The sequence below is a fragment of the Mobiluncus mulieris genome (assembly GCF_014204735.1).
In the GTDB taxonomy this organism is placed as follows: domain Bacteria; phylum Actinomycetota; class Actinomycetes; order Actinomycetales; family Actinomycetaceae; genus Mobiluncus; species Mobiluncus mulieris.
In genome coordinates, this window is the sequence record NZ_JACHMA010000001.1 from 499,269 (window position 1) to 524,032 (window position 24,764).

A 24,764-nucleotide genomic window follows, 5' to 3' on the forward strand; every position below is an offset into this window, starting at 1 on the left:
CCTTTACTGGTTTTTATCTCTCTAAGTATTCTATGGTTTTCGTTGCGACCATGCGAAATTACTTGGGTGTAACGAAGGGAAATTTTGGGGTACAACCCTCTTGTACAGTGTTAGGTATGAATGATAGAGCTGAAGTTTTGAATGCTGCTGAGCTGCTGTTAGCCGCCGCGTTGGGCGGTGAAATTCAGCAATTTCGCCCTGTGCTTGAAGGAGTCGCCCGGGGTGAACACGTTGTTGTGTCGGGGTTACCGGCTAGTGGGAAAACCACCCTGCTGGCTGTGTTGTTGAATTGCTGGGAGGAATCCCTGGCCTTGACCGGCAGCGGGGCCCAGGCCAAAGCGTTGGCTCGACGTGCCTTTGATTTGCGTCTAGACAACGCGGTAGTGGGGGACAGTCGTTCTTTCGCCAGCGCGGTCTGGGGTTTTTTCAACGAGATGCGCCGGGCGGCGGATTGCAGCGAAGTGCGTTTACTCTCGGACGCGGAAGTTTTGGCCTGGATGGATCCGTGGTTGGAATCCAATGTTCCCGGTGGATTTGCGGCTGCTGTCGGTACGCAAGGTTTTCGGCAAAACCTGCTCGATGGGCTTTACCGGGTGCGCTGTGTCGAGAAACAACGCACTTTGGGGGCATTACACCCCTGGGTACGCGGGATTTTGGGTAAACTGCGCCAACAGGTCAAGACCAGCCAGAGCCAGGGTGGGAAAAACCCGTGGGAGCTGGATGCCGGCAGTCTTTACGAAGAATATTTACAGGCTCTCGAGGCCGGGAAACATGTGGCACAGCCGAGCCTAGTACTTTTGGATGATTGGCAAAATGCCAATGGGCTAATGCAAGAAATTGTTTGTCAATGGGCGGCTACCGGAACCCAAGTTGTGGCGGTGGGATTGGCGGATTTGTCTTGTAACGAGTATCGCGGGGGCGAGCCCCAGGCTTTGCAGCAGTTGGCACAGCGGTTGCAAGCCAATCTCTCGGGACGTAAAGTTAGGCAAAAAATGCTGACCGAAACCTATGCCAACGACCGGCTGGAGTCTTTTTGGCGTGATACAGTTAACACTTTTGGGGTTAGTACTACGCTCGACTTGTGGAAGCCGCTGGGTGAGGCTCACCCGGTGTCCCAGGAAAAGCCGTCAGCGGAGGACGGTTTGTCGGGTGTGCATCTCATAGAGGCCGCGAACGATGCTCGCCAATACCGATTTATCGGACGGTTTTTACAAGAAGTACACCTGTTTTCCGACCCCTCAGTGCCGTATTCGCAGATGGCGGTGTTGGTCAATTCGAAGGCGGTAGGGCACTCGGTTTGCCAGCAGCTCAAGTCCTTGGGTGTTCCGGCGTCTTTGTCCGAAGCTACTTCCCAGATAAACGAAGGGAGGTTCAGCGCTTGGCTGTTGCGACTTTTGAAACTGGCTTGCGCGAAAACCTGGGATTTTACGGATTTCTTGATAACGGATTTCTTACAATCCGAGTTCTTTGGTTGGGGGTCGGCGAGACTGCGGCAACTGGATGATGCGCTGAAAGACTTGGCATACCCCATGCCACGACAATCCGATTTTTCGCAAGCCGCAGATTTTGAGTCCGCCATCTCCGCTTGGGAAATGAATACCAATAAACTCGGAATTCTGCCGTGGGTAAAGGAATTCTGGGAGGATTTACTGGCATCTCGACCCTTCCACAATCAAGACCTCGAGACGGTTTTCGCCCTGGGCGATGCCAAGAGGCTGGCGGAGCTCTACGAAGTGTTGATCAAGGTGCAGGATTTGTGGCAAAAGGACAGCGGCAATGTCCAGATGATGCTGTGGGTTTTATGGGATGGTCTAGGACGGGGCGAAGAATTACGGGAACTAACTTTCACATCAGAGTTGGATTCGATAGTTCGTGATCAGCTCAACTTAGAGCTGGACTTGGTTATGGACTTGTTCAAGGCCGCTGACTGGTATGAACAGCGTTATCCGGGGGGCGATGCCGCCGTGTTCGCGAAAAAAATGCTTGACCGTAGCCTGCCTACTGTTAGCGTGGCTCCCCACCATCAAAGTACCGATGCAGTAACTATCACCACTCCCATCGGGGCAGCTTCTAGACACTGGAAAGTGGTGGCGGTGGCGGGTCTGAATGACGGCGCCTGGCCGAGCCGTAGCTGGCCGGGGGACTTATTAGGTACCTCTATGTTTGACTTGAGCCGTGACGATACCGGAACAGATTGTGCGAATCTGGAAGTGATAAAAGCGGGATTCCAATGGTCATTCCATGCTGATTTGCGACGCTTCCTGGCAGCCATTACCCGCGCCACTGAAACCTTGGTATTGGGAACCACGACTGGTGATTTCGAGAGTCCTTCGCCCTTGGTACTTCGTCTAGCGGATAATCCCGCGATAGTTGTTCATAAAGATGTGGTTGGTTTTACTCCCAAACCAGAGGGGACAGAAAACAGCGGTGCGGGGACGGCTAGCTTTGCTCTGTTGGATAATCCTCCCAGTAATCTGCGTGACATGGTTGCTCGATTGCGAATATTGACCATGCTTAGCGACGCACAGGTTCAAATGTTAGGAGTGGGCAGTGCTGAACAGAGTGAGGCTGCGAGTCTTTTAGCTTGGTTGGGTAACGCTCCTGGTTCCGCCGCCCGGGCGGCGAACCCGGAAAACTGGATGGGAATATTACGGCCCACCGTTGTGGAACCCGCAGTTTCTGCCGGGGAAACTACCGTTGAGAATAAACCAGTGTTCCGAATTCGCGCTTCAGGGATGGAAAGTCTGTTAAATAATCCTTTTGATACCGAAATGTCTCGCTTGGGATATGAAGATGAACGAGAGGAAGAATATAATGCAGCAATTATTGGTACTTTGATTCATAAAGTAGCCGAAGAAATGGGTCGAAGACATTGGTATGGCAGTAGCTGTGATGATAAAGTGGATAAGCTTAAACGCGAAGAAATTTGCGAGGAAACTGCGGGTTTGATGGAAAAACTCCTGGAAGGGAGTCGGGCAGAAAACTGGATGTTTATTAATTTTGAACGCCGTTTAAACTACCTCTTGAAAAGGATGAATGAATTCCTTTACGACCACCAAGTTCCTTCTTTATTTGAGTGTGGTTACCGTATGACAATCCCGGACAGTAATAATCTGGGACAAATCTCTTACACGGCTCGTATTGACCGGGTGCTATTTACCGAGAGTGGAATTGTCTTAGCCGACTATAAAACTGGGAGTTTAGGTAACTATACCAAGCCTAAGGTGGCGAATAACCTGCAGCTATTGCTTTACCAGAAGGCTTTTAATGAGGGTCGGCCGATAGGCGGTGCCCCGCAGGGACTCGTTGCTGATGCCGCCTGGATTGTGGGGCTAAGAGGGGATAAGACTACGGTCATAGCTCAAGGCAGTCTAGCCGATGAGCTGACGGTGGTGAAAATAGCCAAACCTTTTACCGCACAACACCGTCTTTTGTTACAAGATTCCCAAACTTGGATAGAGAAAAAGCGTCGTGGGGAAACAGATTTCGGACATGGGGACCCAGAGGGGACAACCTTGGCAGAGTTCTTGCAAGATCGAGTGAACTTGGCAGTTGCGGCTTTAGCGGGGCGGCAATTGGTACAAAGACAAGAAAGCGGGAGTTTTTTCAAGGCGAACACCCTACCTGTGGAGGTGGAATACTATGCGTAAAACCAGTATCGAAATATTGAATCCGGAGCATTTAGCGTTGCTGACCAAAGCGTTTCCCCCAACTGAGGAACAGGAACAGGTTATTAAGGCACCCCTTGAGCCGCTGTTGGTGGTTGCTGGGGCGGGCAGCGGAAAAACCGAGACCATTGCGAATCGCCTGGTTTACTGGGTGGTAAACGGGGCGATTTCCCCCCAAAGCGTCCTAGGACTGACCTTTACCAAGAAAGCCACTGCTGAAATGGGGCAGCGTTTCGCTTTGCGCCTAGATAACCTGGCACAAAATCTGGAAAAGTTTGTAGCCAGCCCATCGCGTTTTGAAGTCGAGATGTGTCGTCAGCTGAAGGGGGACTGGCAGTGGCGAGACGACTCAAAGATTCACGGTTTCATTCGGAGCTTGACTGCTGGGCTACATGCTTTGCAGGAATCCGGGATGACTTCTCGGATACTGCGCAGTGGGGTAGAAGTTTCCACTTATGATGCCTTAGCCTCCAAAGTGCTGACAGAGTTCGGGGTGCTGGCCGGTAGAGATTCCGGCTACCAAACCATCACTGATGGCACCCGGTTTCAAATTATGTCTCAGATTTTAGAAACCTGGGTTTCTAATCTCTCCTATCGAGAAGAGGAAGGTGCCTCGGTAGGGAACTTTATTGAGGGACTGCTGCACCTGGCGGGGGATGTCAATGCGCATGTGGTGGACTTGAACACTATGAAAAAGCTCTATGCGGACTTCCTCGCGACGGCGCAGCGCGAGTTATTAGCCTCCCAAAAGCTAGACGAAGCACTGGAGCCCTTGAAAGCAGCCAAAAAAGCCGCTAAAGCAGCCAATGATAAACAGCGAGAAAAGGCGCTTGGCGCAGAGATAACAAATCTGGATTTACCTTTGACCAGCCAAGCCAAAAAGGACTTGGAACGAACTGTAGAAGTAATGCGCTTCGGGGTGGATGCAGTGGAAGTGATTCGGGCGTTCAATACCCGCAAAGCCCAACTGCGGTTTGCCGATTTTTCCGATCAGACCCGGGAAGTAGTGGAATTGTTGAAAAAAGTCGCGAACATTTCTCAAAGCTACCAGCAGCGATACCAGTTGGTGTTGCTTGATGAGTTCCAAGACACGTCGGTTGCGCAGTTAAAATACCTCTCCGCGCTGTTTAGGAATCACGCGGTGACAGCGGTGGGGGATCCTAACCAGGCCATTTATGCCTGGCGGGGGGCCTCGGCCGCCTCGATAGAGGAATTTCCCAAGTATTTTTCCGATAATCCCTCGAAGGTCGCGTCCTTGACACTGCGAACCTCGTGGAGGAATGACGCCGCCATCTTGAACGTAGCGAATTGCATTGCTTCTGAAATCGCTGAACAAAACCGGACAGAGGGCAAAAACGAAAACTTCATTATGCCCGATTTATCCCTGCGTCCCGGAGCTAGTCCAGATTTAGGTCGTGTCTATGGGGCTCCATTCCTCACCGACACCGACGAAGCCCAGGCAGTGGCAAATTTCCTTGAAAATTGGCGTAAAGACCTGGAGCAAGCTGTAGAGAAAACCGCTGCCTGGCAGGCCGCAGGCCGAGTGGGACAACCTCCTAGTCTCCCTACAGCTGCGGTGCTGTGCCGCAAGAAAAGCATTATGCTACCCATTTTGCGCGAATTGTCGCGTCGGGGAATTCCCTTCCAGCTACAAGCCAGGGAAAGTGCCTTACTGGATCCGGGAGTGGTTTTGGTACGTGCGGCACTAAACGTAGTGGTGAATCCGCAAAACTCAGGAAGCCTGTTGCTGTTGCTCAATCGCTTCCGTTTATCGCGCGAAGATCTCGAGGCTATCAGTAAAGCGGCCGGCAGAACCGTACTACCCTTCCAAGAAGTGATGAAAAGCCAGATAGGTGCCAGCGTCTCTCAGCCCGGGCGAGAAAGACTCGCTATACTTCGGGAAATCATCGCCAAACTTGAAAAGCATGTCTCCTATGCCACCCCCCTACAAATGGCTAAACTAGCCGCGAAACTGTTGGGTCTGGATATAGAACAGCGGATTCCAGGAACCCCTTACCAGGAAGAAGCCTTCACGATATTTTTGTCGATTATTGAAGACTTCGAACGCAGCGGACAAGCCACCTTGCGGGCATTTTTGGAGTGGTTGGACGTGGCTGAGAGTGAAGAAAAGGAAGTGGGGCAGTTCCAGGAGGCAGTCGACACCAAAAAAGTTCAGGTCATTACGGTACATGCGGCTAAGGGACTGGAATGGGATTACGTGGCGGTTCCCGGCTTGTCCGAGGGAAACTTTCCAGATAATCGCACCGAAATCTGGCTTAAAAACTACTTTGTTTTGCCCTACCCTCTGCGTGGGGACCGGGACAGTCTACCTCAATATGAGATAAACCTCAGACAACTCGGGGAAAAAGACCGTTCCCGCAAGTTTTTAGAGCAATACGATGGGGTGCGGACTCTGCACCACCTCAAAGAAGAAGCCAATCTTGCTTATGTGGCTTTCACTCGGGCTAAAAGCCACTTGTTCCTCTCTATGAGCTGGTTCAAGGGTTGCAATGTCAACACTGCGAAACCGGGGGCTTTCTTCCGGGTTTTGCTTGGTGAAGACGCGAAATTGTTCTGCATGGAAAAGCCGAATAAAGGCATGACACTCGTGAATTCTCAAGAGTTTATGCACCTGCCTGACTGGTTGGGGGATATAAATCCCTGCTTTACGGAGCCAGAGGAAGCTAACCCGAATGTTCAGGAATTCGAAGCGGGACTGTGGCAGGCTCCTTCCTGGCTGGATTTGCCTCCAGAGTCCATTCGACCCGAAACATTTCCCTGGGACGTGGCCGGGCTGCAACGCTCCTACCAAATGGTTACGGTGGCGGCAGAAAATCCCCCGGATTCTCAGGCACTCGAATCGGCCATTCCTGGCAGTTTGAGCTGGCGAGTATGGAAACTGTATAACGCGCCCCGTCCACGCTTAGATTCGAGCACGCTACTGCGTCAAATCGCCGCCACCTCCGTGGTGAAGCTCGACGAGTCAAGTGATGACTTTATGCTACAAAAGCTGCGTCCGCTGCCGCTTCCACCCTCACCTGCGGCGCGGCTGGGGATAATCATGCACGCCTGGATTGCCCAGCAGTTGGGACAGCCCACCTTGGACATTCCCGACGGGAGTGAAGCCACTTTGGATGCTGATTCCCGCCTGAAACTGGATTGTTACCGTCAGACTTGGGAAAACCTCCAATTCCTAAAGGGGAAAGCCGTTATGGATATAGAGCACAGTGGCAGTCTCGTCGTGGGGGAAGGCACCGAGGGATTCGAGGTTCCCCTGCGTATCGACGCGGTTTTCCAAGAGCGTAGCTGCGGCACCACCTGGATTGTAGATTGGAAAACCGCGTCGCATCCACATCCCCCCCAATACGAGAGGTATTTGCACCAGTTGGGAATCTATCGGTTGTATTGGTTGCAAACTCACCCGGAACTCGACTCGCAAGACATCCAATGTGCCTACGTGTATTTGAAAGAAGGTGAAACCGAGCATCAAGTGTTGACCCTAGAGAGTATCCTCGAACACCTGAAAATGCCAGACTATACCCCTGAGTACCTTTATAAACTACTCAAACGTGGTGAAACCGAAGCTACGGAGTTTCTGTCTCAGAAGAATTTGTAGTGGGTGCGTCCTTGGAACCATCAAGTTCAATTGTGTCCGTGTCGGCATCAAATAGTGGCTTTCCGGTCAGCGATAAGTCCCCATCCAAACGTTCCAATTGCTCTTCCATCAGCTCTTGGGCGTCGGCAATAATCGCGGGGTTTTCCTGTGATACTCCCCAGTTGAGCCAGTCCACCAAGGCTAGCTCGTTATACAGCTCGCTGCGCTGTCGCAGGAAAGAATCTGCGCCTTCTGCACGACCCAAGTGATAGGCATCAAAAATTGAGTCCACAGTTTGCTCCGATAACTCGGTCAACAGCCAAGCCAGGTCTTTAGCGGGATCATCTACACAGACCTCGGAGAAATCCGATATCCCTAGCACTCGGGAATCGGCCACTAGAACCGTTTGCGCCTCTAGGGAACCGTGGACAAAAGTGGGATGAAAGCGCCACCAGGCATCTTCATCTAAAGCTTGCTCCCACCGAGCTTGCAGGGTTGGGGGTACCAAGCCGGTTGAAACCGCAGTCGAGAGCTTTTCACGCAGTTTGTCGCGAATTTCCGCTACGGTAAAGCTAGGTAACCCGGAATGAGGCACTATGCTGGCAGGCACCTCATGCAACATGGCGATAGCCCTACCGAGACTGCGAGCCATGTCGGAATTAGCGCCGATATCGCCAAACTCCAAGGGATTACCGGGAAGCATTCGGTAAACTATCGCCTGCAATGAGATTACCTCTGGGGGGACAATCCCGCCAGCATCCCCGCGTGAAATATGACCATTGGTACGTCCCACCGGGCGGGGAACCTCGAATGTAATCCGATGCGCGTCGTGATAGTTAGCGAGCATAGCAAGAATTTTTTCTTGTTTTTCCAGCGATTCCTTTCCCGTGTCACTGAGCGAAGCTAACACCATCCAGCGGCTAGATTCGTGGTCAAGTACTCCCGTCCAGGCGAAATCCTCATCATCCCCGGTGGGAGGACACAAGCCCTCAACCTCCAAATCCGGGCAAGCCACAGTAGCGAGGGCAGCCAAAGTCAGAAACAGATTCTCGCTCATTCTCCAAGTCTAACCAAGACACGGCGGATATGGTATGGGCGACGGGGCTGACCAATGAATCATTCCGGAAAAACTCTCTTTAAACTTGTGTCGAGCGAAATTTGGCAAAAGGTGGCAACACTACTGGATACCTGGGTATTTCGTGGGTAAAAGCTTAGAAAATGCTTAAAGAATGCTTGGTTTTAATCTCTGTTCCAAGTTAAATCTAACTGAAACTAAGCAAGAAATATCGGGAAGCAACTCATGAACCCGCATATTTAGTGGAGTGATAAAGGTGATGCGATGTACGGTGCGATTCAGCCACTACTGGATGACGCAGAGGTTGAGGAAATCTGGCTAAACAGTCCCACGGAAATATTTTGTTCACGAAATGGCAGAGCCGAGTTGACGAATCTTTTGCTCAGCGAGAAGGAAGTGGAATCTCTAGTCGAACGGATGTTGCGTTCCAGTGGCAGGCATCTGGATTACGCCAATCCATGTGTGGATGCCACTTTGGCTACCGGAGAGCGGCTGCACGTGGTGATACCACCGGTTACTGCGAACTGGTCGATAAACATTCGTAAACATCACGCCAAAGCCCGACGGATTACCGACTTGGTAAAACTGGGGTTGATTCCGAGCTCCGTGGCGCTTTTCTTGAAAGAAGCGGTCAAAATTGGGCTGAATATTTTGGTATCTGGCCCCACCCAGGCGGGGAAAACCACGACAGTACGGGCGCTTTGCGGGGAAATCCCAAGCAATCAACGGGTTGTGACTTGCGAAGAAGTCTTGGAGCTAAACCTAAAATCAGCCGACTGTGTCGCCATGCAAACTCGCAACGCCTCAATGGAGGGACATGGCGAGATAACCTTGCGTGACCTAGTGAAAGAAAGCCTGCGAATGCGACCTGACCGACTGATTATCGGGGAGGTACGCGGGGCGGAGAGCCTAGACATGCTGATTGCTTTGAACTGTGGCATTCCCGGAATGTCAACTATCCACGCCAATACAGCGCGAGCTGCCCTGATGAAGCTGACGACTTTGCCACTCTTAGCCGGAGAAAACGTGACTGCCGCCTTCGTGGTTCCCACGGTAGCCAACGCTATCGACTTGGTAGTGCAGCTGCGGGGCACCTGGCAAGGCAGCCGGGCGGTTAGTGAAATCGTCGCTCTCGATCGCAGCGTAGAAAACGGCCAGATTGGGGGCGTGTCTCTCTATCGGCCAAACCCGGCGGATTTGGAAAACCTGACTGGCATAGCAAGCTCAACACCGGACGACGCGTCAGCTGTTCCCCGAAACATAGCCTGGACTGCCCAAAGCGCCACCTTTGACTTTGAAGCCGCCTTCGGCTCGCGAGCCCGTTACCTGTCAACTCTTGTGGAGCCTCAAGATGCTTGAAAATACCGCTTTTTTCGCGTCTGACTATGCTGGGGATATTGTGCCGGTAATCTTGGTGGGAATTGGCCTGTACCTGGTGATTTGGCACAAAACCATGCCGATGCGACCGGCTTCCAACTGGGCAAACCTCGATGATTGGTGGCAACGCCAACAGCGTCGTTTCAACTCGTGGAGCCAGGCAGCGGGTAAAAACCTGAGCATGCCACGTTTTTTACTAATCTCGGCTGGATGTGCGTTGGGATGCAGCCTTGCCCTGATGATTGTCGTGAAACTAGGGGTAGTAGCAGTCTTAGGCGGGCTTTTGGCGGCATTTACTCCGTACTTGAGCTTGAATGTGAAACGCAGCAAAATCCAGAATGCCCGAGGCAAAGCCTGGCCACACGTGGTGGATAATCTAATTTCGGGGGTGCGAGCGGGAATGAGTCTGGGAGAGACCCTAACAAAAGTTGCCACTAGTGTTCCCCCGTCCCTCCAAGCACCATTTGCGCACTTCGTCTTGGACTACCACGCGCGGGGCAACCTTGACGGCTCCCTTGCTATGCTGAAAAACGAACTGGCTGACCCGGTAGCTGACCGTATCATTGAGGCCTTGCGGCTGGCGGCTCAGGTAGGTGGCAATGACCTGGTGGCGCTGCTTGAAGACCTCGGGTCGATGATTCGAGCCGAGGAACGTACCCGCGCCGAGATTCTCGCCCGCCAATCCTGGACAGTAACTGGGGCAAGGTTAGCGGCTGTTGCGCCCTGGCTGATTTTGGCCATGCTGCTGGCTAAAGACCAGACCCTTGAAATCTATGCCACTCCCACGGGCAGTGTCATCTTGACTAGCGGGGCGGTTGTCTCGGTGGTGGCGTATCTATTGATGCTTCGTTTCGGTCGCCTTAACCGGGCACCGCGAATGATGGGAAACTAAGGGGAAGCCATGCCGGGAAATATTTTTATCACCGCCAGCTGCGCTGCCTTGGCTGTGGCTTGTCTGGGTTTGGCAATCCTGGTGGTGTCGGTACCACGAAATATCCCGGGAGTGTTCCCGATGTGGCGGTTGAAGCCATATCTTAATGGGGAATCGCCAACGAGAATCCCTCACCGTCTGGCATCCCTGCGCGAGCTGGGCTTGGTTTCCAGTGACGAATCGGTGCGGCGACGCATTGTGCTGGCGGGTTCTAAAACCACGTTGTCGGAAATCCGGCGTCGCCAAAAACTTGGAGCCATCTGGATGGGAATCGCCGCGTTGCTGTTGACTATTCTGGGGGCAGCGGCGCATACCCTCAACCCGCTCGCCGCTATTTTCGCTATCTTGGTATTTCCTTTGATGGGAGTTGTGTACCCCGATTATCGTCTCAGTGCTGGAGCCAAACAACGTCAAATGCAGCTCAACCAGGAACTGCCCGATGCCATCGAACTGCTTGCCTTAGCGGTGGGAGCTGGCGAATCGCTGTACATGGCGTTAGAACGCGTGGCCAGTCGCTGCACCCAGGTAACCGGCGAGGAACTGACCCGGTTGATGGCCGAACTCAAACAGGGCGAAGCGCTGTCCATGAGCCTGACATCCTGGCGCACCCGCACTGAATCCGAGGTTCTATCCCACCTGGTGGATGCGGTGGTTTCGGCCTTGGAAAGGGGCTCCCCTTTGGCGCAAGTGTTGCGCGAACAGGTGGCGGATTCCCGCTCGGCTGCCCGAAACCAGTTACTCGCCCAAGGCGGTAAAAAGGAAGTTTGGATGATGATTCCGGTGGTGTTCCTGATTCTGCCCCTGACAGTGGTTTTCGCACTTTACCCTGGCTTGGTGGCGTTGCAAATGACGGGTGGCGGCTAAATCCTTCGGGGTGACTAAAAACTCTACCGCCCCGTACTGCCATACTTTCTTGAAGTCTTTTAAAGCTAGTAACCGATAACAGAACAGAAAGAGGTAACTATGAAAATAATCACAAAAATTCGGAATATTTACCTAGCCTCGCAGCAGACCTGGAGGGTTCTGAAGAACCAGATGGCCTCGGATCGCTCTCGTTGGCGGCAAGCCGATGGGGATGTGCCGGGCTGGGTAATGGTAACCCTGATGACCGCTGGTTTAGTGGTGGCTTTGTCTGCTGTGGCTCTGCCGGCTTTAACCGCGCTTTTCAACAATGCGATTACCTCGGTTTCGGGCATGTAATTTCTCTATGACTCCCGTAGTATTTGCATCCAGTACGGCCGTCGCGCCACGTCGGATTCTCAAGTGTGAAAGGGGCTCTGAGCCGGTCAGTTTCGCTTTGGTGGTGCCTCTGGTGATGTTCTTGGTCTTGGGGGTGTTGCAACTGGCGCTATCTATGTGGGTGAAAACAACGCTGATTGACGCGGCTTCTGCCGGGGCACATGCGGCCGCAGTGGTCGGGGCTCCTCCCGAAGTGGCCGAGGAAACCGTGCGGGAAGTATTGGCTTCTACGGTGGGTCGTGACTATGTGCAAAACGTCGAGGTCTCGCGGGTAAACCTCACTACTGTGTCGAACCAGTTTGGCAGCGCGCCGGTGGATGCCCTGCAAGTGTCGGTGTCGGCTCCGTTGCCGGTTTTGGGTTTCTTTGGTTTCGGTTCTTTCCAGGTGGTGGGTCATGCGGCTGTGGAGGTGGCTCCGTGAGGTTCGGTTTCATGAGGTGCTTGCCCCAATCCCGGCAGCGTAGGGGAGCGAGGTTGTCTAAATCCCAAAAGCCTGGGCGGTTACATTGGCGCGATGAATCCGGGGAAGCCACCATTGAATTCGTGGCAGTAGTCTTGGGGTTGCTGGTTCCCCTGGTTTACCTGCTGGTGGTGTTTTCCCAAATCCAGGCTGGTATCTATGCCGCCGAGGCGGGAGCAGCGGCCAGTGCCCGGATTCTCACGGAGCATCCCCATACCGGGATGCCAGCTGCTCAACTGGCAACTAAGCTGGCGGTTGCCGACCAGGGGTTGCCCGTGGAGGGCGTGAGTTTCTCGTTACGCTGTGAAACCACAACTTGTCCTGATGCTGGTTCGAGGGGGGTGGTGGAAGTGAACCTAAAGGTGCCCCTTCCGGTGGTGGGGGCGTTGGCGGCGGGAATGTTTCCTAGCGACATTAACCTTAGTTGTGTCCATCCGATTCAATGGGGAGAGCATGGTGCTTAAATATCACCTCATGAAACGAACGAAAATAATTACCCGGGTTAAGCAAGAGGAAGACGGGCGGGTTTTACTGTTGGGGCTAGGGACTTGTGTGCTGCTTTGTGTCATTGTTTTGATGACGATGAGTGTTTCGGGAATATATCTGGAACAGCGGCGTTTGCAGCGTTTGGCTGACCAGACGGTGTCTTTGGCGGTGGCGGAGGTCGACGATGCTGTCTATTACGAACAGGGTTTGGTTGAGGGTGCCCCGATTCCGATTGACCAAGCCGGAGCGCGCCGTCGGGCGGTGGCATACCTCGACCGCGTCGATTCAAGGTTGACCCCGGGGCTGAAAAGCATCGCCATAACGGGGTTTCGCACGTTCCCGACCCGCGTGGAATTGGAGCTTGCAGCGGTGGGGAACGTGCCGATTGCTTTGCCTTTGATTAGCAGTCTGACCGAGGTGCCGATGCGCGCCAAGGCTAGCGCGAGTCTGAAAACTACTTTCGGTTAGTCAAGGCCATAGTTGTGAGAAAATCTGTGCCGGGCTAATCCCGAAACGTCGTTGGGATTGAGTCGAAGCCATGGCGGCATCAATCCAGGTGGATCGCCGTTCGGGTTCGTTTTTCCCGGTGGGTGGCAGCGCCGCAATCACGTTGAGCTCTGCGGCGAAAGCGTCCGCATCCGCCTGGTTCACGAGGTGAATCGCGTTTTTGGTGTCCTTGAGAGCGGGAAAATCCAGGGCATACTGGGCACCACGTGAATCTTTCGCCCCCAGATTTACCAGTTCTTGAACCTCCCAAGAGAGTTTCTCGGCTCGACTCAAGGCCCACGTCCGGTTATATCCAGTCAAAAACGCCGCTGCTGTTTCGTGGCGGTATCTGGCGTAGTCTAGAGAGGATTGCGCCGCCTCGAGTTTCTCTATCAGGTCACGGTCTTCGATTTTCATGAGGGGCTTGTCGGAATTCGTGGCTCTATTTTGTGCGCTGACCGTTGCGGACTGGGGTGGAACCTGGATGCCTGCTGCGCTAGCCAGGGTATTAGCGTCCATTCGGTTTGCCGCGCATACGGCCGTCAGCAGGGTGGCTGTTTGCCCAGCAGGGGCAGCATCGGCACCGCGACAGGCGGTGGCGGCGTTGTCTACCAGCATTTGCACTAAATCCGCGAGATTAGCCGGGGGAGTCATCGGGGTGGGGCCGGGCTGTGCCCCGGAGGGTGTACCTTGTGGCCAGGGGTTCCACACCCCGCCCAGGGCAGCGAGACGTTGTTCGGCCTGGTCTCTAACTTGGCCAGCGGCAGCGCGCACTCCCTGGGGTTGTCCCGCGTCTTGCGCGATGGCATCCGCCCCAGTGCTGATTGCCGTATCGAAACGGGTTACTGCTGAAATCCCGGCCTGCCCTGGATTTAGACGGGGCAGGTTGTCGGGGGGAGTGTCTAAACGCAAGGCACAGCCACCTAGACATAACGCGGTGACAACGAACGTAACCCATAGACTAGTGGTAGGGCGGCGCGAGTCGCGGTGGCAAGAAAACATGGTTCCATTGTTTCACATGTTGTCATCGTCGCGGCGAACCACGGAATGGAATGAGGTAGCGGAAAGGAAAACTGATGACAGAAAACAGTGAAAATACTGGAAATGTGGATATTGCCGCTGAGGTATCCCAATTGTTGGCTCCCACAGTGACCCAGCTGGGTTTGTTCTTGGAAAAGGTTTGTGTCAAGGGCTCGAAGAATTCCCGCCAGGTAGAGATTTTCCTGGATTTACCGGCGGGTAGCGGCGAAATCGGTTTTGAACGCCTCGAGGCAGCCAGTCAAGAAATTTCGCGACTTATGGACAGTGCTGACCCGGTGGAAGGTAAGTACAATCTCGAGGTTTCCACACTGGGGGCGGAACACGCCTTGGATAATCCGCGTCTGTTTGTTCGGGCGGTGGGGCGTGACGCAGAGATTACGGTGGCGGGTCAGAAACGTGTGGGGAGAATTCTGGCCGCTGGGGAAACTGATTTTACCTGGGAAGAAGACGGAAAACAGGAAACTATTTCCTTCAGTGCATTACAATCAGCTCGGACAGTGGTTTTATTCGGAACTGGCAATGCGCCGAAAAAATCCGTGAAAACCGGCCGGAAAAATAATCGAAAAAGTTAATACGGAGGGAAAGAATGCAAATCGACATGACTGCCTTGCGCCTGGTAGAGGCGGAAAAAGGCATGGATTTTGAATCGCTCGTGGCCACAGTAGAGGAGGCCTTGTTAAAGGCTTACCGCAACCAGTCGGGGGTCAAAGCACCGGCTCGTGTCGAGGTTGACCGTAAAACTGGAGAAGTCAAAGTGTGGGTGACTGAACTCGACGAAGAGGGTAATGCTTTGGGTGATGTCGAAGTTACCCCCGAGGATTTTGGGCGTACCGCTGCCGCCACTGTTAAATCGGTGATTATCCAACGATTCCAAGAGGAAGAAGACAAGCAAGTCTTGGGGGATTTTAAGGAACGCATCGGCCAGGTAGTGTCCGGGGTCGTCGTTGCAGCTCGAGACCCGAAGTTCATTGCGGTAGACCTGGGGGATATCGAGGGAGTTATTCCCCCCGCCGAACAGGCTCCGGGTGAACATTTCCGCGATGGAGAGCGGATTCGTGTCTATGTTTTGAGCGCGGCGAGGGGTATGAAAGGCCCGCATATCGAGCTTTCCCGCACCCATCCCGGTTTGGTGCAGGGCCTGTTTAATCGCGAGGTTCCCGAAATTGAAAAGGGGCTGGTGGTTATCGAATCGGTGGCGCGCGAACCGGGTCACCGCACCAAGATAGCGGTGCGAGCCCTAGAAAAAGGTATGAACCCGAAGGGGGCTTGTATTGGTCCGAATGGCTCTAGGGTACGAGCGGTGATGAACGAGTTGAACGGCGAGAAAATCGACATTATTGATTGGTCTGATAATCCGGTAGAGTTCATTGCTAATGCGTTGAGCCCCGCGAAAGTCGTCTCGGTTCGAGTTTTGGATGAAGATCGTCGTTTGGCGCGGGTGGTGGTGCCCGATTTCCAACAGTCCTTGGCTATCGGTAAAGAAGGTCAAAACGCCCGCCTGGCTTCCCGGTTGACGGGTTGGGGCATCGATATCCATTCGGATTCTGAGGTTGGTGCGACTTCAGCATAATAAGCGGCGCATCGGTTTATAGTACTAGCCCGGCTGTCCTCGTCGCTTTGCGGCGGGGAAGCTGTGCTTTTGGGCGGGTTAGTTACTGCGCGTTAAGTTAGGTATACTGTTTCCGGCGCTTTTTTGGCCTCGCTCCTGTTGGGTTCATGAGGCGCTATGAGTATCATCCGATAGAAACGTTCCACCAAAAGCACGAGCTTCGGGGCGTTTCGCAATGACCTAAGGAAGCGGGTTGGAAGATGTTGGGCACCCGATGAGTACCCGATGAGTACCAACGATTGAGGGTCTGTCTTTTACCGGGCAGACCGGTGAAGGACAAGGAGAAACGTGGCACGAATGCGCGTGCATGAGCTTGCAAAAAAGCTCGGGACTGATTCTAAGACGATGCTTGATGTCTTGAAGGACGCGGGGGAGTTCGTTAAATCGGCGTCCTCCGTGGTAGAAAGCCCGGTGGTTAAGAAAATAACCAAGCATTTCGAAGAAAAGAAGCTGGGTAAATTCAGTCCGGAAGCTGCTAAGAAAGCAGCGAAAGCGGCAGAAAAAGCAGCAGCGGATATTACTAAGAAACCGACAGTAGCTCCGGCTATGACGGACACTACTGCGGTCGATACTGTGGAAACCGAGGAAGTCCGTGATGAGGGGGCGAGCGAGCCCAAGCGGGAAGCCCCTCATGAAGTCGGTGAAACCCCGAGCGTGGAAGCTGAAGCTGTCGAAAAAACCCCAGAGTCAACTCCGCGCGCCGCCACCCCAATCGAAACAACCCCGACGGCTCCGGTACCCACTCCGAGTGCGAAACCCACCGCTCCCAACACGAGCGCCCCGGGACGTGCAATTCCCAAACCGGGAGCCCGCATGCCTAAACCTGGTCAAGTTCGTCCCGGAAACAACCCCTTCGCCTCTTCACAGGGAATGCCCCGTCCGGGAGGCACGGGGGGAGTCAAACCCGGCTCTAGGCGCGGGCGTCCCGGGAACAATCCCTTTGCTTCGGCACAGGGCATGCCCCGACCTGCCTCGGGGGGAGCCCGACCCAAACCTGGTGATCACGCGCGTGGGGCTGGCGACGGACAGGGCAATGCCCCCAGCCACCCCGGACGTGGGGGTCGCGGCGGACACGGCGGTGATTCCCAGCGTAACTTTGCAGCTCCTCCTACCAACCGGGGTCGAGGGGGACGCGGCTCCACCCAGGGGGCTTTCGGGCGCGGCAAATCCAAGAAGTCCAAGGCGCGCCGCGAGAAACGCCAAGAAATCGAAGAGCAAAGCGCACCCGTAATCGGTGGGGTTTCCATTCCTAAGGGTAACGGTGAGGAAATCCGGATTCGCTCCGGGGCATCTTTGGCTGATTTCGCAGAAAAGATACATGTGAACCCCGCTGCGCTGGTCACGGTCTTGTTCCACATGGGCGAGATGGCCACCGCTAATCAGTCCTTGGATGAAGACACCTTTAAGCTGTTGGGCACGGAACTGGGCTATGACATTACAATTGTGTCCCCCGAGGATGAAGATCGTGACATCCTGGAGTCTTTCGACATTGACTTAGAGGCCGAGGAACTCGATGATATTGATTCCCTTGAGACACGTCCTCCCGTGGTCACCGTGATGGGGCATGTCGACCACGGTAAAACCAAGTTACTGGATGCGATTCGTAATACTGATGTGGTTGAAGGCGAATACGGTGGGATTACCCAGCATATTGGTGCCTATCAGGTTACTTTGAAAAAGGCTGACAAGGGACGCCGGATTACTTTTATCGACACCCCTGGTCACGAGGCCTTCACCGCGATGCGGGCGCGCGGTGCGGAAGTCACGGATATTGCGATTATCGTGGTGGCCGCCGATGACGGGGTGATGCCCCAGACAGTCGAGGCGATTAACCACGCGAAAGCCGCCGAGGTGCCGATTGTGGTGGCGGTTAATAAAATCGACAAGCCCGAAGCCAATCCTGACAAAGTAAAAGCCCAGATGAGCGAGTATGGCGTGCTGCCGGAAGAATACGGCGGAGACACCATGTTCGTCGAGATTTCAGCCAAGCAACGCCAGGGGATTACGGAACTGCTAGATGCGGTGCTGTTGACGGCTGACGCGGTGCTGGAACTGAAAGCCAACCCGGATGCGCCGGCTCGTGGGGTGGCGATTGAAGCGAATCTGGACAAAGGACGCGGCGCGGTGGCCACTGTGCTGGTACAGCGTGGCACCCTGCGGGTCGGGGATGCGATTGTGGCTGGTACCGCCTATGGGCGGGTGCGAGCCATGTTTAATGAGCGCGGCCAGAATGTGGATGAAGCCGGGCCGTCTACTCCCGTACAGGTACTGGGTCTCACCTCGGTGCCCCGCGCGGGCGATTCTTTCCTGGTGGCCGAGGACGACCGTACTGCCCGACAGATTGCGGATAAACGCGCGGCAGTGGAACGGGCGGCACTGTTGGCCAAGCGTCGTAAGCGGGTCACCCTGGAGTCCTTCGACGAAGCGCTAAAGGCTGGCAAGGTCGACATGTTGAACCTGATTATCAAGGGTGATGTGTCCGGCTCCGTGGAAGCCCTGGAAGATTCCCTGTTGAAGATTGACGTGGGTGACGAAGTGGGCTTGCGGATTATTCACCGTGGCGTGGGTGCTATTACCCAAAACGATGTGAATTTGGCGACAGTGGATAATGCCGTGATTATTGGTTTCAATGTGCGCCCGGCCGAACGCGTCGCGGAATACGCCGATGCCCAGGGCGTAGACATGAAGTTCTACTCGGTGATTTACCAGGTCATCGAGGATGTCGAGAATTCTTTGAAAGGTATGTTGAAACCCATCTACGAGGAACACGATTTGGGTTCGGCCGAAATCCTCCAGGTCTTCAAGTCCTCGAAGTTCGGCAATATCGCGGGTTGTATCGTCAAATCTGGCACCATCAAACGCGGCACGAAAGCCCGCTTGGTGCGTGAAGGTGTCGTGGTCAACCAGGAGCTGTCGATTCACTCGCTGCGCCGCGAGAAAGACGATGTCACCGAGGTTCGCGAGGGATTCGAATGCGGTATTGGCTTGGACTTTAAAGACATTCAGGTTGGCGACCGTATCGAAACCTGGGAGATGAAGGAAATTCCGCGTAACTAGTCTGGTTTAGGAGGTAATCATGGATGAAACCCGACGCGAAAAAGTCGCGGCGAATATCATGACGACGGTAGCCAGCATGTTGAATAACGGCTCGATTAAAGACCCGCGTCTCGGATTCGTCACCGTAACCTCGGTTGAGGTCACGGGGGATTTACAACATGCCAAGGTGTACTACACTGCCTACGGCAATGACTCCGCCCAAAACGCGAGCGCCGCTGCGCTGGCCTCTGCCAAAGGGGTGATTCGTTCCCGGGTGGGAAAGAATCTGGGCACCAGACTGACCCCCACCCTGGAGTTTTGCCCCGACCCGCTGCCCGCCCAGGCGGCGGCGGTAGAGAATGCTTTGGCGGCCGCGCAACAAGCCGATGCTCAACTGGCGGCACGCAAAGGCAAGACCTATGCTGGCGAGGCTGACCCGTACAAAAAACCGCGTAACAGCGAAGCAGAATGAACGCGGCAGTTGATTTTCTGCCTCCCAATCCGGGCGAGTTGCCGCGCGGCGCAGACTGTGGGGCGGGCTTGCTGGTGGTGGATAAACCCCAGGGCTTGACCTCTAACCAAGTGCTCTCCCGGGTGCGCCGCATAGCGGGACAAAAAAAAGTCGGCTACGCCGGGACTTTGGATCCGATGGCGACGGGCTTGCTGATTTTCGCCTTGGGTAAGGCCACGAAACTGTTGCAATACTTGGGTTCCTCCGACAAGGCTTATGTGGCGCGGGTGCGTTTCGGGGTGTCTACTGACACCGACGACGCTGCGGGCACCGTGGTGGGCGCAGCAGGGGCGGGCGGATTGACCGGTTCGGTTTTGGCGGATTCATTAGGGGCATACCGGGGAGCGATTCACCAGGTGCCTTCTAGTTTTTCCGCCATCAAAGTGGCGGGTCAACGGGCGTATGCGCTCGCCCGCCAAGGCCAGGACGTGAAACTGAAATCCCGGCCAGTCACGATTTCTCGCCTGGAGCTGGAATCCGGGTTGGCACCTCATGAAATCGACGTAAGCATCGGCCGCGCGGCGCAAGAGACGACCCCGAGAAACCCGGGCGGAGAAAACCCCGGGGCAACTGGGGGAGGGGCGGCACTAGCCGCAGCTGATGGGGGGCGCGTGACGGTGGCGGACGTGGATATCGCCGTGGAATGCTCGGCGGGAACCTATATCCGCGCCCTGGCTCGCGACCTGGGGCGAGACCTTGGCACCGGGGCACACTTGACCGCATTGCGCCGCACCCGAGTGGGGAACTATGGACTGGAGGCGGCACGCAACCTAGCTGAGCTTGGCGAGGAAGTCGCAACGCAGGGCATAATTTCCATTATTCCTTTGGATGCGGCGGTGAAAGCGCTGTTCCCCACCTTAGAGTTAGACGAAACACAGGCGCGGGCACTGGGGTATGGACAAACCGTCACCCTGCCGTCCCCGTCCCCGGCGTTATACAATAACAACCAGCCGCTCGCGGCGGCGCTGGACGAAGCTGGTCAAGTCATAGCTTTAGTGACACCTCGGGTGGGCGATACGGCGATACGGGTGAAGCCGACTTGGGTGCTGCGCCCAGCGGTTGCGGCTTCATGAGTTGCTGTGCAATGTGAGGAACGAATCTAAGTATATTTGGAAACGGACACTGCGAGGGCTTAGATTTGCTAAACTTAGTGAGTAAACGGTGAAAAAGGGGAAAGAACATGACCACGAAACTAGGTCGCATCGGATGGATAATGACAGCCAGCCTGGTGGCTTTCGGGGGATTCGGGGTTAACGCCAGCAGTGCTCCAGCCGGTGGCTATGAATCCCTGTACGCCCCCCAGATTGCCACCACGGCCGCCAGTGAAACTACGGGTGAATCCGGGCAAACACCTCATGAAGCCGCTGCGAACCGTGCCATGCTCACTTTGGAAAACGGCGAACTTATGATAGGCGGTGGCACCACCGCCACCGGGGGTGGTACCGACTGGTTGTCCTATATTTCCATTACCAACTATGACAACACTGGTTCGATTTGCACCGGAATCCTGGTTGATCCGTCTTGGGTGTTGACCGCGAAGCATTGCACTGCGAAAACCCCCCGCTATATCAATATTTCCTTTGGAGCGAAACGGATCGGTTCTGCCCCAGTAGACGACTACAAGGTTCACCCCGAGTTCGACGCGGCCTTGCTGCACCTCAAAGACCCGGCGGCGGGGATAACCCCGGCACGACTGGCGCAAAGCCAGCCTCGAATCGGCGATGTAGGTATTGAATACGGATGGGGTGGCAGCGGGAACGTCTTGCAAAATACCCAACAGCGGATTGTATCCAGTTGTTTCACGGTGGTCGGTAAAGAAGACCCCTCACGGTTTACCGCGAACTGTTCCGGTGCGCAAGCCACTGGCCAGTTGAGCTACAAAGTCCAATGGCCTGGGGTTACTACGGAACATGGGGATTCCGGCGGGCCGCTGGTGGTAAATGGCCAGGTTGTGGGTACTTTGATTGGGGGTAATGCCGAGGCGGCTTATTTCGGTTCAGTCTTGCCGCTGGCGGGATGGCTCCAGGATATCGCCCAGGTGCGGCTGGGACAGGTCACTATGAATGTTGTGGAATATCCCTTTGAATCACGTTTGGAACGGATTTCGGGGGCGAACCGTGTGACAACTGCGTTGGCGCTGCACGGGGCGAGTGGGGGCAGTGGGGATGCCGTAGTGTTGACCACGGGTACTAAAGCCCCCGACGCCCTGAGCTCAGCGGCTTTGGTGGGCGCGCGCGGCGCGACGATTCTGCTGTCGATGGGCAATAATGGCGCGGTGGAATCCGAAGTGGTGGATGCCATCAAGACCTCGGGGCGCAAACAGGTATACGTGGTTGGCGGCGGGGTGGCTTTGAACCCGGCGCAGGTTCAGGATTTGGCCAGTGTCGGGGTGAGGGTGGAACCTCTGTCGGGCGCGGATCGCTTTGCGACGGCCGCTCGGGTGGCCGAACTAGCCGTTGGTTTGAACTATGCCAAATCGTCTGTTTCAGTGCCATTGAAAGATTTGGACGTGTTTCTGGTGGACGCTACCAGTGATCCCAATATTCCCGACGCGATTGCGGCCGGTCCGGTGGTCGCCGCGCGTCACGGAGTGATTCTGTTCACGAGGGGTCAGTCGATTCCTCCGGCGACCAGTCAAGCCCTGTCTTCCCTGGGGAACAGTGTGGCTAAGCTGGGCGGAAAGCTCCGCTTGTGGGCGGTGGGCGGACGAGCCTATGCCGCGCTTAGAGCCAGTGGGGATTTCGGGCTGGGTGCGGTCATGGAATCTGCTCAGGGGATTGTGGGGGCGAATCGCTATGAGACCGCGACCCGGTTGGCCGAGAATTTCGGTGCTGGGAATGGCGGATACTTGGTGGCTTCCGGCACGGTGTTTGCCGATGGCCTGGCCGGCGCGGGCTATGCCTACGCGGCAGGCAAGGGGATTTTGTTGACCGCGCCGAACCAGTTAAACCCCAGTTTAGCGGCCTTCGTGCGGGCTCATCCGAGTGTGTCCTACACTATTGCTGGCGGATTGGGCGCGGTGTCGCGTTTCGTCGCCAACCAGATTGGCAGCCTCTTGCAGCGGTAGTGTTTGTTTGGATTGCGGACACACTTCTTTTTGGCTTGATTTACTCCACAGTACACTCCCGCCGCCGTCACGCGCCCAATAGTGCCAAGGGGACGACGTAAAACCTCGGGGCGGCGCACAGTTGCCCCGTAGTCCGGTAAATCCCGGTCGACAATCAGGCGCAGGTACGAATCGAGCACCTCTTGGGTGACTTCGGCTGATTTTTCCATGATTCCAGGAAACCCGCTACGAGCGATAGCGCGGCAGTAATCCGCCAGGTCGAAGTCTGTGTGGCCGGTAATCTGTTGCTTCGGGTTCATGAGGAGCTTCCCGAAACTGACGCTAGATTCGACAATTCCCCGCTCGAATAGGCTCATGGGTCGCATCCGCAGTGACAGTACTCGTCCGGCTCCGCTGTGCAACCCGGCGGCATCGAAAGGGGTAGCCGAGCCGGTCGACACGACTCAGGCCGGATTCCGGCACTTTTACCCTGCCACTAAACAGTGACGGCGTCGGGGGCTAGGCGGGTGGCGTGGGGGACACCCAGCACGGTTGCGGTTTCCAACAGGTCTTGATCCATGCGGGAAAGCAGGGCATCGAGGGACTCAAAAGCGCGGTTTTCCCGGATGCGGTGTACGAACTGAACCACGATTTCTTCGCCATAAAGGTTTAAATCGGAACGCCCCAGGACATGGGCTTCGACGGTGCGACCCACATCCCCGAAGTGCGGGGAAGTCCCCACCGAAATCGCGGCGGGCAGAGCCTCTAGAGAAGTGGGATGATTCGACCCGTGGGGATAAGCTCGACGCACCCACCCCGCGTATACCCCGTCAGCGGGAATCGCCTCTACATATTCCGCGTCTAGATTGGCGGTGGGGAAACCCAGCTGGCGGCCACGTTGTTTGCCATGTACTACTAGGCCGCGCACCTGGTGCGGTCGCCCCAAAACATAGCCGGCCTGATCCACGTTACCGGCCTCTAAAAGGCGCCGCACCCATGATGACGACCAGCGTTTTGAGGTAATTGGGTCGATAATGTCGGGGACGACCTGAACGGCGAAGCCGTATTTTGCTCCCAGCTCGGTTAAAGTGACGATATTCCCGGAGTTTTGCGCCCCGAAACGTGTGTCCTTACCCACCACAATAATTCGCGGTTGTAACGGTTCCACCAGGCATTTCACCACGAAATCCTTTGGCGTAAGCGCCGCGAAATCCAGGTCGTAGTGTTGCACCCAAGTCGCGTCCAAACCTAGCGCCGCCAGGAATAAGAGCCGGTCGCCTAGGGTACAAATCAGCTTATTGCCCGGGGATGGTTGGTGCACCTGGCGCGGCAGCGGGTCGAAGGTCAAAGCGAGGGAATTGAGGTGGTTTTCGCGCGCCAGTTCCACCACTTGGCGAATAATCTGTTGGTGCCCCATGTGAACCCCGTCGAAAGTTCCAATAGTTACGACGGAGGGGCCGAATTTAGATGGCGACTCATGAAAAATTTGCACCATCTTACCCTAGCAAAAACGTGAGGGCGGTGGTTTCCCCAGGGCGGGGCGGGTTCATGAGGTGCCATTTGCAAAGTGACGTAAATTATGGGGTGTACCCTGGGGATTCGTCAGGTTATTGACCCTAGTGCTAAACTTATAAAGCCGTCATGTCGGCCGCGCCTTGGATGCGGTGGGGAAAAGCCCCGGCGCTGCGCGCAACGAGAAAGAGGAGAGCCAGTGGCACTCACTAAGGAAGAAAAAGACGCGATTATTGCTGAATATGCAACCCATCCGGGTGACACCGGTTCGCCGGAAGTGCAGGTTGCTTTGTTGAGCAAACGCATCAAGGATTTGACCGAGCACTTCAAAACGCATCAGCATGATCATCATTCCCGTCGTGGTTTGATGCTGCTAGTTGGCCAGCGTAAGCGTCTGCTGGGTTACTTGCAGGAAGTCGACATCGAACGCTACCGTAGTCTGAAAGACCGTCTCGGTCTGCGTCGATAGTTGTAGCAGGGCTGACTGGATACATCCAGTCAGCCCTATTTTATGTCATTGAGGTAGTTTGAACATCTCGATGATGTGTTAGTAAAAGTTAGAATCAGCGTCTTTCGGTCCTCGGTAGTGACCTCCGGACGTGGCCAGTGGTACGGAAGCTTTCCGTGAAGAAAGACCGCCCGTGGGTCTCGATCGATGACCGCCGACGCTACCAAAAGAGAAGAGGAGGGCT

The 24,764-nt window shown here is 55.1% G+C and carries 20 protein-coding genes; 16 read left to right on the top strand and 4 right to left on the bottom strand.

What is annotated here, in order from left to right; translation table 11 throughout:
* The first annotated feature begins 116 nt into the window (after positions 1 to 116).
* Both F4555_RS02280 and F4555_RS02285 read left to right on the top strand, forming a co-directional pair.
* Positions 117 to 3,650, top strand: coding sequence for a PD-(D/E)XK nuclease family protein (locus F4555_RS02280; protein ID WP_115326090.1), 3,534 nt, complete (start codon positions 117 to 119; stop codon positions 3,648 to 3,650).
* Positions 3,643 to 7,284: an ATP-dependent helicase gene (locus F4555_RS02285; protein WP_115325496.1), complete on the top strand. Its 3,642-nt coding sequence runs from the start codon at positions 3,643 to 3,645 to the stop codon at positions 7,282 to 7,284. Before F4555_RS02280 ends, F4555_RS02285 begins: the two co-directional genes overlap by 8 nt.
* Here F4555_RS02285 and F4555_RS02290 read toward each other — a convergent pair.
* Positions 7,253 to 8,320, bottom strand: coding sequence for a phosphotransferase (locus F4555_RS02290; protein WP_004012804.1), 1,068 nt, complete (start codon positions 8,318 to 8,320; stop codon positions 7,253 to 7,255). The two genes, F4555_RS02285 and F4555_RS02290, sit on opposite strands and share 32 nt — an antisense overlap.
* Before the next feature lie 282 nt (positions 8,321 to 8,602).
* On the opposite strand from F4555_RS02290, the gene F4555_RS02295 reads away from it, so the two are divergent.
* The 7 genes from F4555_RS02295 to F4555_RS02325 all read left to right on the top strand — a co-directional run bounded on the left by F4555_RS02295 (position 8,603) and on the right by F4555_RS02325 (position 13,299).
* Complete coding sequence (locus F4555_RS02295; protein WP_004012803.1) at positions 8,603 to 9,697, top strand: TadA family conjugal transfer-associated ATPase; 1,095 nt, start codon at positions 8,603 to 8,605, stop codon at positions 9,695 to 9,697.
* Positions 9,690 to 10,607: a type II secretion system F family protein gene (locus F4555_RS02300; RefSeq protein WP_004012802.1), complete on the top strand. Its 918-nt coding sequence runs from the start codon at positions 9,690 to 9,692 to the stop codon at positions 10,605 to 10,607. The genes F4555_RS02295 and F4555_RS02300 overlap by 8 nt, the downstream gene beginning before the upstream one ends.
* 9 nt (positions 10,608 to 10,616) lie before the next feature.
* Positions 10,617 to 11,510, top strand: coding sequence for a type II secretion system F family protein (locus F4555_RS02305; RefSeq protein WP_004012801.1), 894 nt, complete (start codon positions 10,617 to 10,619; stop codon positions 11,508 to 11,510).
* Between the two features lie 99 nt (positions 11,511 to 11,609).
* Complete coding sequence (locus F4555_RS02310; RefSeq protein ID WP_004012800.1) at positions 11,610 to 11,846, top strand: hypothetical protein; 237 nt, start codon at positions 11,610 to 11,612, stop codon at positions 11,844 to 11,846.
* A 7-nt stretch (positions 11,847 to 11,853) separates the two neighbouring features.
* On the top strand, positions 11,854 to 12,306 hold the full coding sequence (locus F4555_RS02315; RefSeq protein ID WP_004012799.1) for a TadE/TadG family type IV pilus assembly protein: 453 nt from the start codon (positions 11,854 to 11,856) through the stop codon (positions 12,304 to 12,306).
* Between the two features lie 53 nt (positions 12,307 to 12,359).
* Positions 12,360 to 12,809: a hypothetical protein gene (locus tag F4555_RS02320; RefSeq protein WP_004015157.1), complete on the top strand. Its 450-nt coding sequence runs from the start codon at positions 12,360 to 12,362 to the stop codon at positions 12,807 to 12,809.
* A gap of 10 nt (positions 12,810 to 12,819) precedes the next feature.
* A complete protein-coding gene (locus tag F4555_RS02325; RefSeq protein ID WP_231282821.1) occupies positions 12,820 to 13,299 on the top strand; it encodes a pilus assembly protein TadG-related protein in 480 nt (159 codons plus the stop codon).
* On the opposite strand, the gene F4555_RS02330 is transcribed toward F4555_RS02325, so the two are convergent.
* The gene (locus F4555_RS02330) at positions 13,300 to 14,229 is read right to left on the bottom strand and encodes a hypothetical protein (RefSeq protein ID WP_004012796.1); all 930 of its coding nucleotides are present in this window, start codon (positions 14,227 to 14,229) and stop codon (positions 13,300 to 13,302) included. It lies immediately after the preceding gene.
* 164 nt (positions 14,230 to 14,393) lie between these two features.
* On the opposite strand from F4555_RS02330, the gene rimP reads away from it, so the two are divergent.
* From rimP to F4555_RS02360, 6 genes are all read left to right on the top strand, one after another.
* Entirely contained in the window at positions 14,394 to 14,930 is a 537-nt protein-coding gene (gene rimP / locus F4555_RS02335) for a ribosome maturation factor RimP (RefSeq protein ID WP_004012794.1), read from the top strand.
* A gap of 14 nt (positions 14,931 to 14,944) precedes the next feature.
* Positions 14,945 to 15,928, top strand: a complete 984-nt coding sequence (gene nusA, locus F4555_RS02340) for a transcription termination factor NusA (RefSeq protein ID WP_004012793.1) — start codon at positions 14,945 to 14,947, stop codon at positions 15,926 to 15,928.
* Between the two features lie 336 nt (positions 15,929 to 16,264).
* Positions 16,265 to 19,024 carry a translation initiation factor IF-2 gene (infB, locus tag F4555_RS02345; protein ID WP_004012792.1) on the top strand — a complete coding sequence of 920 codons (2,760 nt, stop codon included), beginning with the start codon at positions 16,265 to 16,267 and terminating at the stop codon, positions 19,022 to 19,024.
* Between the two features lie 19 nt (positions 19,025 to 19,043).
* Complete coding sequence (gene rbfA, locus F4555_RS02350) at positions 19,044 to 19,475, top strand: 30S ribosome-binding factor RbfA (RefSeq protein ID WP_004012791.1); 432 nt, start codon at positions 19,044 to 19,046, stop codon at positions 19,473 to 19,475.
* Positions 19,472 to 20,587: a tRNA pseudouridine(55) synthase TruB gene (gene truB / locus F4555_RS02355; protein ID WP_004012790.1), complete on the top strand. Its 1,116-nt coding sequence runs from the start codon at positions 19,472 to 19,474 to the stop codon at positions 20,585 to 20,587. The genes rbfA and truB overlap by 4 nt, the downstream gene beginning before the upstream one ends.
* Before the next feature lie 107 nt (positions 20,588 to 20,694).
* Complete coding sequence (locus F4555_RS02360; protein ID WP_115325495.1) at positions 20,695 to 22,581, top strand: cell wall-binding repeat-containing protein; 1,887 nt, start codon at positions 20,695 to 20,697, stop codon at positions 22,579 to 22,581.
* On the opposite strand, the gene F4555_RS02365 is transcribed toward F4555_RS02360, so the two are convergent.
* On the bottom strand, positions 22,506 to 23,021 hold the full coding sequence (locus F4555_RS02365; protein WP_255312785.1) for an ATP-binding protein: 516 nt from the start codon (positions 23,019 to 23,021) through the stop codon (positions 22,506 to 22,508). The genes F4555_RS02360 and F4555_RS02365 overlap by 76 nt on opposite strands.
* A gap of 35 nt (positions 23,022 to 23,056) precedes the next feature.
* Entirely contained in the window at positions 23,057 to 24,055 is a 999-nt protein-coding gene (locus tag F4555_RS02370) for a bifunctional riboflavin kinase/FAD synthetase (protein WP_004012787.1), read from the bottom strand.
* 216 nt (positions 24,056 to 24,271) lie between these two features.
* Between F4555_RS02370 and rpsO the strand changes: the two genes are divergently transcribed.
* Complete coding sequence (gene rpsO, locus F4555_RS02375) at positions 24,272 to 24,541, top strand: 30S ribosomal protein S15 (RefSeq protein WP_004012786.1); 270 nt, start codon at positions 24,272 to 24,274, stop codon at positions 24,539 to 24,541.
* The last annotated feature ends 223 nt before the right edge of the window (positions 24,542 to 24,764 follow it).